General features: G+C 70.9%; 9 protein-coding genes. 4 read left to right on the forward strand and 5 right to left on the reverse strand.

Features of this window, described 5'->3' with window-relative positions:
• The first annotated feature begins 238 nt into the window (after positions 1-238).
• Positions 239-2,092, forward strand: a complete 1,854-nt coding sequence (locus DFJ64_RS09110; protein ID WP_115850076.1) for an MBL fold metallo-hydrolase — start codon at positions 239-241, stop codon at positions 2,090-2,092.
• Positions 2,093-2,147: 55 nt separating this feature from the next.
• Here DFJ64_RS09110 and DFJ64_RS09115 read toward each other — a convergent pair whose 3' ends face one another.
• The 5 genes from DFJ64_RS09115 to DFJ64_RS09135 all read right to left on the reverse strand — a co-directional run bounded on the left by DFJ64_RS09115 (position 2,148) and on the right by DFJ64_RS09135 (position 8,663).
• Positions 2,148-2,771 (reverse strand): D-sedoheptulose-7-phosphate isomerase, encoded by a 624-nt coding sequence (locus DFJ64_RS09115; protein ID WP_245941026.1) that lies wholly within the window; start codon positions 2,769-2,771, stop codon positions 2,148-2,150.
• A gap of 166 nt (positions 2,772-2,937) precedes the next feature.
• Positions 2,938-5,412 (reverse strand): alpha-mannosidase, encoded by a 2,475-nt coding sequence (locus DFJ64_RS09120; RefSeq protein ID WP_115850077.1) that lies wholly within the window; start codon positions 5,410-5,412, stop codon positions 2,938-2,940.
• 204 nt (positions 5,413-5,616) lie between these two features.
• Entirely contained in the window at positions 5,617-6,699 is a 1,083-nt protein-coding gene (locus DFJ64_RS09125) for a LacI family DNA-binding transcriptional regulator (protein WP_115850078.1), read from the reverse strand.
• A gap of 120 nt (positions 6,700-6,819) precedes the next feature.
• Positions 6,820-7,893 (reverse strand): AraC family transcriptional regulator, encoded by a 1,074-nt coding sequence (locus tag DFJ64_RS09130; RefSeq protein ID WP_115850079.1) that lies wholly within the window; start codon positions 7,891-7,893, stop codon positions 6,820-6,822.
• Positions 7,890-8,663 carry a phytanoyl-CoA dioxygenase family protein gene (locus tag DFJ64_RS09135; RefSeq protein ID WP_115850080.1) on the reverse strand — a complete coding sequence of 258 codons (774 nt, stop codon included), beginning with the start codon at positions 8,661-8,663 and terminating at the stop codon, positions 7,890-7,892. The genes DFJ64_RS09130 and DFJ64_RS09135 overlap by 4 nt, the downstream gene beginning before the upstream one ends.
• A 160-nt stretch (positions 8,664-8,823) precedes the next feature.
• Here DFJ64_RS09135 and DFJ64_RS09140 point away from each other — a divergent pair, with 160 nt between their 5' ends.
• The 3 genes from DFJ64_RS09140 to DFJ64_RS09150 all read left to right on the forward strand — a co-directional run bounded on the left by DFJ64_RS09140 (position 8,824) and on the right by DFJ64_RS09150 (position 13,613).
• Entirely contained in the window at positions 8,824-9,699 is an 876-nt protein-coding gene (locus tag DFJ64_RS09140; RefSeq protein ID WP_115850081.1) for a carbohydrate kinase family protein, read from the forward strand.
• A gap of 103 nt (positions 9,700-9,802) precedes the next feature.
• Positions 9,803-11,197, forward strand: coding sequence for an Nramp family divalent metal transporter (locus DFJ64_RS09145; RefSeq protein WP_115850082.1), 1,395 nt, complete (start codon positions 9,803-9,805; stop codon positions 11,195-11,197).
• Between the two features lie 250 nt (positions 11,198-11,447).
• Positions 11,448-13,613, forward strand: coding sequence for an anthranilate synthase component I (locus DFJ64_RS09150; RefSeq protein WP_115850083.1), 2,166 nt, complete (start codon positions 11,448-11,450; stop codon positions 13,611-13,613).
• Position 13,614 lies beyond the last annotated feature (1 nt).

The raw sequence follows: 13,614 nt of genomic DNA on the forward strand, positions 1-13,614 counted from the left end.
AGTACTCACCAGAAACGTCTGTCGACGTCAGTCGTCGCGAGGGCACGACCTGACCAACCTAGGGCAATCCAGCCAGGGAGGGCCCGCCCGGATCCGAACGCCAAGCCGCCGCACTCAGGCAGCGGTGACTCTCCGCACACAACAGGGCGGCAGAGTGATACCGGCTGTACACTCCTCGGTCGGACATGGACGTGTACACGCATCCCGTCGAGGACTGGTGACTCGCGAGGGTTCGGGCGTGCGCCCCTTCGGCCGGACACGGCGGCTCAGCCCGCACGTCTCCGCCTTCACCGACACCTGCGAGGTCTACGTCCTGCACACCGGTGACCGCGCGGTCCTCGTCGACTTCGGCAGCGGCGCGGTTCTCGACCACCTCGACGAGCTCGGTGTCCGCGAGGTGACCGACGTCCTCGTCACCCACCACCACCGCGACCAGGTGCAAGGACTCGCCCGTGCAGCGGGCCGAGGCATCCGGATCTGGGTGCCCCCGGTCGAGATCGACCTCATCGCGCACGTCGACGAGCACTGGCGGACCCGGCCGCTCGACAACGGATACGACCTGCGGGAGGACCGCTTCTCGCTGCTGGAGCAGGTCCCGGTCACGGGCACCGTCGCGGAGTACCGCACTCGCCGATACGGCGACGTCGACGTCCACACCCTGCCCACACCGGGCCACACCGTCGGCTCGGTCACCTACCTGGTCGACATCGACGGCCGGCGGCTGGCGTTCGTCGGCGACCTCGTGCGCGGACCCGGCCAGGTGTGGTCGCTGGCGGCGACGCAGTGGACCTACACCGGCATCGAGGGTCTCGCGACCACCGTTCACTCCTGCCAGACGCTCCTCGACGAGCGTCCCGACGTCCTCCTGCCCTCGCACGGTGACCCGATCCACGACCCCGCGGCCGGCTTGTCGCTCGTCGTCGACCGGCTCGCCGCGCTCGCCTCGATGCGGCTGGGTCGACCGTGGGACGCCTCGTCCCGCCGCGGCGACACCTGGGAGACCCTGACCCCTCACCTGCTGCGCAGTCGGACCACGTTCGCCACCACGTACGCCCTCCTGTCGCGGGACGGCACAGCGCTGTTCTTCGACTTCGGGTACGACGCGGCCATGCCGATGGCCGGCAACGACCGAGCCTCGCGGCGTCCGCTGCTCTCCCCGCTCACCAGCCTGCGACGCGACCACGGCGTCGAGCGGGTCGAGGTCGCGATGCCGACCCACTACCACGACGACCACGTGGCCGGGTTCAACCTGCTCCGCGAGGTCGAGGGCACCGAGATCTGGACCGCGGAGACGATCACACCGATCCTCGACGCGCCGCGCGCCTTCGACCTGCCGTGCCTGTGGTACGACCCGATCCCGTCCGACGGGGTCCTTCCCCTCGGCCGGCCGGTGCGCTGGCGAGAGTACGAGCTCACCGTCCACGAGCTGCCCGGCCACACGCTCTACGCCGTCGCGATCGAGGTAGTGGTCGACGGTGTGCGCGTCGTCGTCACCGGCGACCAGCAGGACGGCGGCTGGGTCCAGGGACAGCGCAGCGAGGTGCTCAACTACCAGTACCGCAACGGCTTCCACTACGACGACTACATCCGCAGCGCGGAGCTGTACCGCAAGCTGCGTCCCGACCTCATGGTCAGCGGGCACTGGCGGCCTCGCTGGGTCGACGAGGCCTACCTGGATCGGCTGCTCGAGGACGGACGGCGGCTCGCGGAGCTGCACCGCGCCCTGCTGCCGCTCGACGAGGTGGACCTCGGCCGGTTCGGCCTCGGGACGCGGATCCTGCCGTACCGCTCCCGGGTGGCGGCCGGCTCCTCCGCCGAGGTGACCGTCCTCGTGCGCAACCCCCTCAGCGTCACGGCAGACCGCGCGGTCGAGTCGGAGCCGGTCGTGCTCGAGCTGGTCCTCCCGGCCGGATGGGGGACGCCGCGACGGCGACAGGTCGTTCAGCTGGCCCGTGGGCAGGAGGCTCGGGTGCCGTTCGTCCTCTGTCCGCCCGCCGGCATCCGAGCCGATCGCGCCCGGATCGCCGTCGACCTGACGGTGGGGCAGGTGCGGTTCGGTCAGGTCGCCGAGGCGCTGGTCGACGTCCGGTGACCGCCGGTCGTCGCCTGTCCCGACCCGGGAATGCCGTCCCCCGTCCGCGCCACCGTCACCCTGTGACGGCTTGGATGACGTTGCCGCTCTCGTCCACCTCGCCGGCCGCCCACGCGTCCACCCACTCGCTCAGCAGATGCAGGATCAGCTGGTGCATCTCCTGGGTGCGGGGGGTGGTGAGCGACGGCACGAGCACCGCGTAGTCGGCGTACTGGAGCGCGTCGCCACCGCCACCGGCCGCGAAGAGCACCGTCGTCGCGCGAGCGTCGCGTGCGGCGGCGAGACCACGGACGATGTTCGGCGAGCGACCGCTCGTGGTGAAGCCAGCGACCACGTCACCGGAACGCGCTAACGCGCTGACCTGGCGGGCGAAGACGTCGTCGTAGGAGTAGTCGTTGGCGACGCAGGTGACCACGGAGGGGTCGACCGTCAACGCGACGGCCGGGAGTGGGCGACGATCCCGCTTGTAGCGGCCGACCATCTCCGCGGCGAGATGCTGCGCGTCCGCCGCACTGCCGCCATTGCCGAACGTGTAGAGCCGACCACCCTGGGCGAAAGTCCGGCACAGCAGCTCTCCGATGTCACAGACCAAGGGCAGCAGCGCCTCGACGCTGCGAGCTGTCTCGATGTGGTCGCCAAGCTGGCGAGCCAACAGCTCACGCATCTCGTCCCCTCCCACGACGCGTCCTCGCGGGCAGGTGGCTGCCCGGCCTGAGGTTACCGAGAAAACGATCCCACGAGACCGACCTCACGGAGAAGCGGGTCGGACGCCACAGCGTTTCCCTCGGCGGATCGCCCGTTCCGTGAGGATCTGTCCGTGGTGGTCCGGACCGCGCGTCGCACCGTCAGGACACCGGCTCCTCCAGGATCGTCGCCGCCACGACCGGACGGTCGGGGTCGGTCGGCACCAGCAGCGTGGTGATCTCGTGCGGGGCGACATCGACCGTGACGTCCCGATCCAGGAACGGCAACCGCAGGGTCATCCGTCCTCCCGCGCCGGACGAGTCGTAGGCGCGGACGACGACGTGCTCGGGACCGTCCTCGGCCCGCTTGAGCACGGTGGGGATGATCGGGCCGTCCTCGACGTGGGCGAACGAGCGTGCGGAGGGCAGCGTCCCGGCGTGGAAGGACTCGTACGTCGCCGTCGGAGGCTGGGCGAGCTCGGCGGCGAGCCGAGGCACACCCGCCGCGCACCAGTCCCCGTCATGCGGGACCAGGAGGTAGCGGAACGTCTGACGGCCCTGGTCTTGGTAGCTGTAGGGCTCGTCGGGGTCGAGGCGTCGCGGCTCGTGCCAGGCGTAGACCGGGCTCCGCACGGCGGTGATGCCGATGTCGGGGCCGCTCACGTCGTACGCCGCCTTCGCGTCGTTGAGGACGGCCAGACTCGCCCGACGCCCGTCGGGCAGCTCACCCGTCACGTTCACCCACGACTGCCCGGGCTCCTCCGCTCCGTCGGTGGGCCGCTCCAGGTGGCCGTACGGGATCTCGTAGGTCGCGACGGGGTTCCGCAGCGCCGTGGGGAACCTCAGCTTGAGCAGCTTGAGCCGCTCGTGCCAGTCGAGGGTCACCCGCACCTCGAGGTGTCGCGCTTCCGCGCCCAGGATCAGCTCCTCGACCAAGGTGGAGGTGCCGTACCCGCTCTCGATCCGCACGACGGTGCGGACGGGGCCCTGCTCGACGATCCGCGCCGACTGACACTTGAACGGCGTCCCCGGGCCGGCGTAGGAGACGACGCGGTGCCCCCACGTGTCGGTCGGGTCATCGGCGACGACCGTGTGCGGGCGGTCGACGCCGGCGAGCAGGTCCGCGCCGCTCCCCTTGTCGAGCAGGCTGCGCAGCCAGCCCGTGGTCGGGTCGACCTCGACTCGGAGGTGGGCGTTCTCGATCACGACGCGCTCGCCGGGCGTCCCCCCGGCGGGCCGTCCTGCGCCGGTCACGGCCGGGGTGAGCCCCTCGGCCGGCAGCAGCCAGTACAGGCGGTAGCCGAGGGGCGGCAGCTCGACCGGGAAGACCAACCGGCGGGGGTTCGACGTGGTGGCGAGCGGCCGGGTGCGCTGCACCGGGACCGCCTGGCCGGTGTCGTCCTCCACCCGGTCCAGGTTGACGCTGAGGCCGAACTCGCACTCGACGTCCGCGCGCACCGGCCACGGGTGCGGGTTCCAGACCAGGACGGGCTGGGCGCCCTCGCGGAGCGGGATGTCGACGTCCCGCGCGATGCTCTGCAGGGCGAGGTTGACAACGCGCCGCGCGATCGCGCGCGCCTCGCCGAGCTCGTCCCGCGCGTCCTCGTACGCGGGCTCGATCGAGGTACCCGGCAGGATGTCGTGGAACTGGTTGAAGAGGACGAGCTTCCACGCGTGGGTGAGCTCCTCGTCCGGATACCGCGTGCCGGCCACGTGGGAGGCGACGAGCGCCCACTTCTCCGCCTCCAGGAGCGCGTGCTCCGCGCTGCGCATCCACGCCTTGATGCCGGAGTGCGCGGCATAGCAGCCGGCGGCGTGGTGCTGCAGCTCACCCTTCCACACCGGCAGGTCGACGCCGGACGCGCGCACCGCGTCGACGTACGCCGGCGGGCTGGAGAGCACGAGCTCGCCGTACGTGCCCAGCTCGTCGAGCCGGTGAATGCTGTCGATGTTGGCCTTCGTGGGCCCGCCACCATGGTTGCCGACGCCGTAGAAGACCATCGCCTCGGTCAGGCCCGGTGGCAGCTGGGCCACCGCCTTGTCGATGTGGTAGCCGATGTCGGCGCCTGGGCTGCAGTACTCGTGCGGGATGCGGTAGGCGAGCACGCGCGAGCCGTCCGGGCCTTCCCACCAGAACGGGTTGCCCGGCAAGGTCGCCTCGTGCGGACCCGGCCGCAGGAAGCCGTACGCCTCCAGGCCCTGCTTGCGCAGGATCTGCGGGAGGTTGGCGTGGTGGCCGAACGGGTCGGCGTTGAGGCCGACGGTGGCCTTCCGGCCGAACTTCTCCGCCAGGTAGCGCTGGCCGTACAAGCCCTGGCGGCAGAAGGACTCACCCGTCGGCAGGTTGCAGTCCGGCTCCACCCACCAGCCGCCGACATTGACCCACCGACCTTCGGCCACTCGCCTGCGGATCTCCTCGAAGAGCGCGGGGTCGGTCTGCTCGACCCACGCCAGCAACGCCACCTGGTCACAGGTGAAGACGAAGTCGGGGTACTCCTCCATCCGGTGGATCGCCGACCAGAAGGTCGCCCTCGCCTCCGCGAGGCCTTCCGGCCACCGCCACAGCCACACCGGGTCGATGTGCGCGTTGCCCACCATGTGGAGGGTCCGTCGCGGTGCGGCCTGAGGCCTCGACATCGGCCACTCCCTCCCGCTGCTCGCCGGCCCGCTTCTCGCGTCCTCTCGCTCCCGCCATCCCGGTCAGGAGCAGCATGGGATCGTTTCCATAACCGTAGGAACCGTAGGGCCGGCGCGAAGCGGCGTCAACGCCGGCCCCGTCCGCGAGCCAGCGTGACGCTGCGTCAGAACCCACGAACAGACCGCGACATCGCTGTGGACGCGTCAGGTCGGACGGGTCTGACGGGTGCGCCGAGCCGGACGCGCGGTCGAGCCGCGCATGATGAGCGGGCAGTCCAGTCGAGTGGTGCGCGGACGCCCGGGCTTGGCGATGCGCGACAGCAACACCGTCGCGGCCCGCGCACCGAGCTCGGCCGCCGGCTGCCCCGCTGTCGTGATGCCTGGCTCCACCATGCTCATCCACGGCGAGTCGTCGAACGCGACGAACGACAGGTCCTCGGGGATCCGCAGACCGAGCGCCTTGGCCTGCCGCCAGACCGCCGCGGCGACGAGGTTGTTGGCGGCGAAGACCGCGGTCGGCCGACGGCGGCTGGACAGCAGCGCCGCGACCTCCTTCTCGATACGCGCCTGGTCGAACCCACAGCACAGGATCGCCTCGTCACCCACCGGTCGACCGGCTTGGACGAGCGCCTGCCGGTATCCCTTGGCCCGACCGGCACTCGACGTCCAGTCGATCTCGTCGACGACCATCGTGATGCGCCGGTGGCCGAGCTCGAGCAGGTGACGCGTGAGCTCGCGGGCCGCCGTGACGTTGTCGACCAGCACCGCGTCGCACTCGCCACGGCAGAACTGCCGGTCGATCTCGACGACGGGCACACCGTGTCGGAGGACGAACTGGCTCGCCGCCTTGGACACCGGTGTGAGCAGCACGCCCGCCACGCGCATCGCGAGGAAGGTCCGCGCCGCGGCCATCTCCTCCACGTCGCTGCCCGCGTCGTCCACGAGCACGATCGTGTATCCCTCCTGGCGGAGCACACCGCCCGCGCCGGCGGCGACCTCGGCGTAGAAGGGGTTCCGCAAGTCGGACACGAGGAGCCCGACGGTCGCCGTGCGACGTGCCTTGAGCCCGCGGGCGTTCGCGTCGGGCACGTACCCCAGCTCTTCCGCCGCCTTCCGGACGCGCTCCTTCACCTCGGGTGCCGCGTAGCCCCGCCCGGTGAGGGCACGGGACGCTGTCGAGCGGGAGACACCAGCGCGGAGCGCGACGTCGAACAAGGTCGCGCGAGCGGGGACCGGACCACGCTCCGACTGCTGGGGAGCGTCCGAGACCTGATCCGCCTGGGCCAAACAGCACCTCCATCTGCGCGCCGCGACCGGCGCGGCCGTCGAACGCGTCGGGAAGACCGCCGCGCGGAGTGTCGTACGGAACGTAGTCAGCGAGCTCTGGGAGCGTCAACACACCTGCCGTCACGGTGCCAGCACGCTCGACGACAGCACCTGGGCCCGAGGACGGTGCTTCTCGGTGGGTCCGTCGGTGGGCCCGTCGGTGGGGAGGTGAGCGGTGCCGTCGCCGGATCGGAAAGCACCCGGCGTGACGCCCCAGTGGCGCCGGAACACGGTGGTGAAGTGGCGCACGTCGGGATACCCACAGGAGCGGGCCACCTCCGCGATGGAGACCGGACCAGCCTTCGCCGCGCGGGCCAGCAGGCGCTGAGCGGCGATCTCGAGCCGCAACCGGACGAGAAACGCGTGGATCGTCGTCCCCGTGAAGACGCGGAACAGCCGGCTCGCGTGGCGCTCGCTCACGTGCACCTGGGCCGCCACGTCCCGGACCCGGACCGGCCGGTCGTAGTTGTCTCGCAGGTAGCGGACCATGGTCCGAACCATCTGCTCGTCGCGGGTCGGTGCCTCGGGCGCGGGTTCCGGTGTCAGGTTCTGGTCATCCACGACCGCGCGAGCGGTCTCGACGACCAACAACCCAGCGAGGTTGCGGACCACGTCCCCGACGCCGGGGCCGGGGTTCGCCGCCTCCGCGCACAGCAGCTCCAGGATGGCGGGAACCTGGCCGGACCGCCGGGACAGCACCGGGGCCGCTGGCTCCGCGAAGGCGGCGAGCAACGCGCGCCCGTGGTCGTGGTCCGACGAGCCGGATCGCGCCGCCGCCCTCACCGGGATGAGCGTGTAGGACCAGAAGTGGATGCCGAGCGGGTCGTCGTCGCTCGAGACGATCTCGTGGACGTCGCCTGGTCGCGCCACGAACACAGCGCCCGCCTCGACCGGGTACTCCCTCGCCCCGGTGCGGAACACGCCCCGCCCGGCGTACGCGTAGCAGATCTCGTAGAACGAGTGCGTGTGCAGGTAGTTCCGCCAGGGCGAGGGCTCGTAGAAGCCCCACGAGAGGAACTCCGCCTGGTGGCCGCCGACCTCCACCGCGACGCGCACGGCGTTGAGGCGCTCGATCGCCCTCCCCCCGCGGGCCAGGCTGGTGTGCTCCCGGGCCTGGTGACCCGGGAACACACCACGCGACGGTGAAGCGGTCACGCTGTCGTGGATCCCCGCGCGGTCGGGTCGATGCCGCGGAGCATCATGCCCTGGCCCAGCGACTCGGTGTGGACGTTCTTCGTCGGCGGGTCGGTGGGGTCGCGGAACTGCACGAGCAGCGTGGTCCGCGCCTCCGACGTGCGGTTGACGCCCGAGCCGTGGACGAGGAGGTAGCTGAAGAACAGCACGTCGCCGGCCTCCGCCTCACACGGCACCGACTCCTCGAGCGGCCACTCGCTGAAGGGCAGGTGCCAACCGCCCTCCTCCCGGTGCGGCAGCGGCCCCTTCGTGTGGCTCCCCGGCACGACCCGGACACAGCCCTTCTCCACCGGGGCGTCGTCGAAATGGAAGATCGCCGCCCCCACCGAGTGCTTGGCGTGCGGGAAGAACGGATAGTCCTGGTGCATCGGGAACGGCGAACCCTTCTCCGGCGGCTTGATGAACATCTTCGTGTGGTGGAGCTGGACGTTCGGCGTCCCCATGACCGCCGCGGCCACGTCGGTGAACCGCGGGTCGACGATGAGCCGGGCGAACGCGCCCGCGTAGAACTGGACGTCGTGGCAATGCCGCAGCTGCGTCGGGCTCCCCATGGTCAGCTCTCGAGCGCTGCCCCAGGTGGGATCGACGTCTCGATTGAGCCGCTCGATGAGCGCGTGGCACTCCTCTCGATAGGCCTTCGCCTCGTCCTTGCCGAGCAGTCCCTTGACGAGCACGTAGCCGTTCTCGGCGTAGGCCTTCGCGTACTCGGCGAGCCGCGCGTCGTCGACCATGGTTCCTCCCGCAGGTGACAGGGATGGGCACCGACGTGCTCGACGGTAGGCCGGACCGCGCACGTGGTCGCGGGCTGGAACAGACATCCTTGTTGACGAAACGGACACGGGCCCGGCCCCGTGCCGATGTCGGACAACCCAGAAGGGAACGCCCGCGCCCATGAGTCGGCTGGTCTTCGTCGGTTCGGTCAACGTCGACACGATCACGGTCGTGCCGCACGTCCCGGCCCCGGACGAGCGTCTGGTGGCCGAGACGATCGTGTCCGGCTACGGCGGGAACTCCGCGACAGCCGCCGTCGCGGCCGCGCGCCTCGGCGGCGACGTCGCGTTCATCGGACCGATCGCGGACGACGAGCAGGGCGAGCGGGTTCGAGCGGACCTCGAGCGCGAGGGTGTCGACACCTCCGGCGTCATCCCCGTCCCGGCCGGCGAGGGTGGCGCCAGCGTCATCCTGGTCGACCGGTCCACGAGAACCCGAGCGATCTGCACCCGACCGATGCCACCGTTCGAGCTGACGCCCCGAGCGCGTGAGCTGGTCGCGAACGCCGCGTGGGTTCACGTCGACCACCTCGGCTGGTCGCCCGTGCGAGGGCTGGACACCACGCCCCGGTTGTCCGTGGACGCCGGCAACCCCATACCGGACTTCACACCCCGCGATGTCGACCTCTACGTCCCCACGACCGCCTCGCTCCAGCGCGCCTATGGGGACCTGCCCATCGCGGCGCTCCTCGACCGCGCGTTGGCGGACGGAGCCCGCGTCGTCGTGGCCACCGACGGCGCCGCCGGGGCCTACGCCGCCGAGGCACGAGGGCGACACGTCCACGTGCCCGGCTTCGAGGTCGAGGTGGTGAGCACGCTCGGAGCCGGCGACGTCTTCCACGGCGCGCTGCTCGTCGCCGTCGACCGCGGGCTGCCGCTCGCGGAAGCGGTCCGCTACGCGAACGCGGCGGCCGCCCTGTCCTGTCGCGCCATCGACGGACGGTCGGGGATCCCCACGCGGACCGAGCTGGAGGAATGGCTCGCCGCCCGGTCCTAGGCAGGTGACCGATATCGGCTCGACCTCCTGACCCTCGCCCGAGCCGGACCTATGGTCGCGAACAGGGTCGCTCGCGCCACGGCCAGCCGGGAGGAGGTCCGCCATGGCCATCGAGACCGCAGCGGCCGACCCGTACCGGCTCACGACCGAGGGGATCAGGGAGCCGCCGAAAGGCTGGGGAGCGAGCCTTCGCTACCTCGGCCCCGGGCTCATCGTGAGCGCCTCGATCGTCGGGTCCGGCGAGCTGATCGCGACGACGGCTCTCGGCGCCGAGGCGGGTTTCGCGCTGCTGTGGATGGTCATCCTGTCGACGACCGTCAAGGTCGCCGTCCAGGTCGAGCTGGCACGCTGGACGATCTCCACCGGCCAACCCGCGCTCACCGGCTACGACAAGGTGCCGCCCCGCTTCGGCCGGATCGGCTGGGTCAACGCCTTGTGGATCGTCCTGGCGCTGTCGAAGATCCTCCAGCTCGGCGGCGTCATCGGCGGGGTCGCGGCCGCCCTCAGCTTGCTGTTCCCCTTCGGCGAGCCGCTTGGCAAGACGTCCTTGACGATCTGGACGATCGCCCTGATCGCCGGCAGCATCGCGCTGCTGTACTCCAACCGCTACAGCCTCATCGAGCGCGGCGCGTTCGTCCTGGTCGCGATCTTCTCCGTCCTCACCGTCGCGATCGCGTTCGGGCTGCCCTTCACGCCGTTCGCCTACAACAGCGAGGACATCCTCAACGGGCTCGCGCTACGGATCCCCGCCGGCGCGGTGGGCGCGGCGGTGGCGATGTTCGGCATCACCGGAGTCGGCGCCGACGAGATCACCTTCTACACCTACTGGTGTCTCGAGAAGGGCTACGCGCGGTGGACCGGCCCGCCGGACGGCTCGGACGCCTGGGTTCGCCGCGCCAAGGGGTGGATCCGGGTGATGTACAAGGACGCGTTCGTCTCCTGGGTGATCTACACGTTCGCGACCCTGGCGTTCTTCATCATGGGCGCCGCCGTCCTGCACCCGCAGGGCCTCCAGCCCGAGGGCAACGAGATGTTGACAGCCCTCTCCCGCATGTACACCGACACCCTCGGCGAGTGGGCGACGATCTCCTTCCTCATCGGCGCCATCGCCGTCCTGGGCTCGACGCTGTGGGCGTCGATCCCGAGCTGGTCGCGGATGCACGTCAACGTGCTCGGCACCCTGCGCCTCGTCGACTGGGACAACCAGGCAAGCCGACAACGCTGGACCCGGTTCTTCACCGTCGTGCTGCCCATCGTCTGGGGCTTGGCGTACCTCGTCATCGGCTCCCCGGTGATCATGGTGCAGGTCGGTGGCGTGATGACCGGGATCTTCCTCCTCGCCGTCGTCGTGGCCGTGTGGTACCTGCGGCGGACCGAGGTCGACCCCAGGATCTACGGCGGACGCGCCTTCCACAGCCTGCTCGTCATCAGCAGCGTGGCCATCATCCTGGTCGCTGTGTACTCGGTCCTCGGCGCCTTCGGGATCACCATCGAGTGAGCTCGTGGGGCGACGCGACGGACCTCGAGCCGGGGGTGTTCGGTCTGGACGTCGGTCTGTTGGAGACCGCCGGATCGGTGGTAGCCTCCCGGCCATGCGCAGGTCGAACACCCAGTGGTGGCGCCGCCCGTAGGGCGGCCGCTCGGTCTGCGCACCCCGATCGACGAAGCGACCGCCCGCACCGGCGGTCTCTTCGTCCTACGACCGGAGCGCTCCGGCGGTGCGGGCCCGACTCGAAAGGCCGACCGCCGTGGACGACACGCTCCGCTACCTCACCGCCGGCGGGATCACCGTGACGCGGACCGCCGCCCCGGTCGATCCGACGACCCTCGACCAGCTCGCGGCCAGGCTCGACAGCCGGCGCGGTGGTGTCTTGAGCTCAGGCGTGGACTATCCGGGCCGCTACAGCCGCTGGCACCTGGGGTACGTCGACCCACCGCTGGAGCTCGTCGCCTACGGCCGCCGACTGCGCGCGCGGGCGCTGAACGAGCGGGGCACCGTGCTGCTGCGAGCCGTCGAAGCGGCGCTGGCGACCGTCGGCGAGCTCCTCGAACGGGAGACGACCACCCTCACGATCGACATCCCGCCCTCCGACCAGCTGTTCACCGAGGAGGAGCGGCACCGCCAGCCCACCGTCTTCACCGCCCTCCGCGCGATTGTCGCGGCGTTCGCCAGCCCAGAGGACCCGCACCTCGGGCTGTACGGCGCCTACGGGTACGACCTGGCGACGCAGTTCGAGCCGCTGCGGCTCCGCCACGACCGAACGACGGCCCCGCACCGCGACCTGGTCCTCCACCTGCCCGACGAGATCCTCGTCATCGACCGGAAGCGGGAGACGAGCCTCCGCTACTCCTACGACTTCGAGATCGGGGGAGAGAGCACCCACGGTTCGCCACGAGTAACCCCACCGACGCCTCGGCATCCAGCCCAGGTCAGCCCGCCCGCGCCTCCACCGCCGGGCCGCTTCGCCGCGATCGTCGAGAAGGCCAAGGAGCACTTCCGGCGAGGCGACCTGTTCGAGGTGACACCCAGCCACGCGCTCCACGTCTCGTGCGACTCGCCCGCCGCGTTCTTCGCACGGCTGCGCAGTCGCAACCCCGCGCCGTACGAGTTCTTCTTCAACCTCGGGGACGGCGAGTACCTCGTCGGGGCTTCGCCCGAGATGTACGTGCGAGTGACCGGAGACCGGGTGGAGACCTGCCCGATCGCCGGCACCATCCGGCGCGGGAAGGACGCCCTCGACGACGAGCGGCAGATCCGCGCCCTGCTCAACTCCGTCAAGGACGAGTCCGAGCTGACCATGTGCACCGACGTCGACCGCAACGACAAGGCGCGGGTCTGCGTCCCGGGCAGCGTGCGCGTGATCGGCCGACGCCAGATCGAGCTCTACAGCCGGCTGATCCACACCGTCGACCACATCGAGGGGCGCTTGCGGCCCGGCCTCGACGCGTTCGACGCCTTCCTCACCCACATGTGGGCCGTCACGGTGACCGGCGCGCCCAAGCAGTGGGCGATGCAGTTCATCGAGGACCACGAGGACGCGCCCCGCCGCTGGTACGGCGCCGCTGTCGGCTTCGCCGGCTTCGACGGGTCGATGAACACCGGTCTCACCTTGCGAGCGGCGCACATCGAGAACGGCGTCGCCACGATCCGGGTGGGAGCCACCCTCTTGTACGACTCCGACCCCGAGGCGGAGGAACGCGAGACCTACCTCAAGGCGCGCGCCCTGCTGGAGACCCTGACCGAGCCGACGGACACCCACCAAGCTCCCCAGAACAGGACGAGCGACGGGAGCACCCGCCCAGCCGGACGTCGCGTGCTCCTCGTCGACCACCAGGACTCCTTCGTCCTCACGCTCGGCGACTACTTCCGGCAGCACGGTGCCGAGGTCACGACCTTGCGCTACGGCTTCCCCGAGCGGCTGCTCGACGAGCTGGCGCCGGACCTGGTGGTGCTCTCGCCCGGACCCGGCCGCCCCGAGGACTTCGCCTGTGCCCGCCTCCTGGCGGCGATCGAGGAGCGCGGCCTGCCGGCGTTCGGGGTGTGCCTGGGTCTGCAAGCCATGGTGGAGTACGTCGGCGGCCAGCTCGACCTGCTGCCGTACCCGGTCCACGGCAAGCCGGGGTCGGTGCGGGTGCTCGGCGGCCGGCTGCTCACCGGGCTCGGGGAGCAGTTCACCGCCGGGCGCTACCACTCGCTCTACGCCGAGCCGGACCAGGTGAAGGAGTTCGAGGTGACCGCGGTCACCGAGGACCCCAGCGGCGCCACGGTCACCATGGCCATCGAGGACCCCCACCGACGGTGGTGGGCGGTGCAGTTCCACCCGGAGTCCATCCTCACCGCGCACGGCGACTCCGGACACCGGGTGATCGAGAACGTCCTGGCCCTGTGCCGGGGGGACACCCGTGTGCCGTGAC

The sequence above is a fragment of the Thermasporomyces composti genome, from assembly GCF_003386795.1.
Taxonomy (GTDB): domain Bacteria; phylum Actinomycetota; class Actinomycetes; order Propionibacteriales; family Actinopolymorphaceae; genus Thermasporomyces; species Thermasporomyces composti.

Bases quoted from the DNA above. Each gene is read 5' to 3' on its own strand.
- DFJ64_RS09135 (WP_115850080.1), bottom strand. From the start codon at position 8,663: ATGGTCGACGACGCGCGGCTCGCCGAGTACGCGAAGGCCTACGCCGAG.
- DFJ64_RS09140 (WP_115850081.1), top strand. From the start codon at position 8,824: ATGAGTCGGCTGGTCTTCGTCGGTTCGGTCAACGTCGACACGATCACG.
- DFJ64_RS09120 (WP_115850077.1), bottom strand. From the start codon at position 5,412: ATGTCGAGGCCTCAGGCCGCACCGCGACGGACCCTCCACATGGTGGGC.
- DFJ64_RS09145 (WP_115850082.1), top strand. From the start codon at position 9,803: ATGGCCATCGAGACCGCAGCGGCCGACCCGTACCGGCTCACGACCGAG.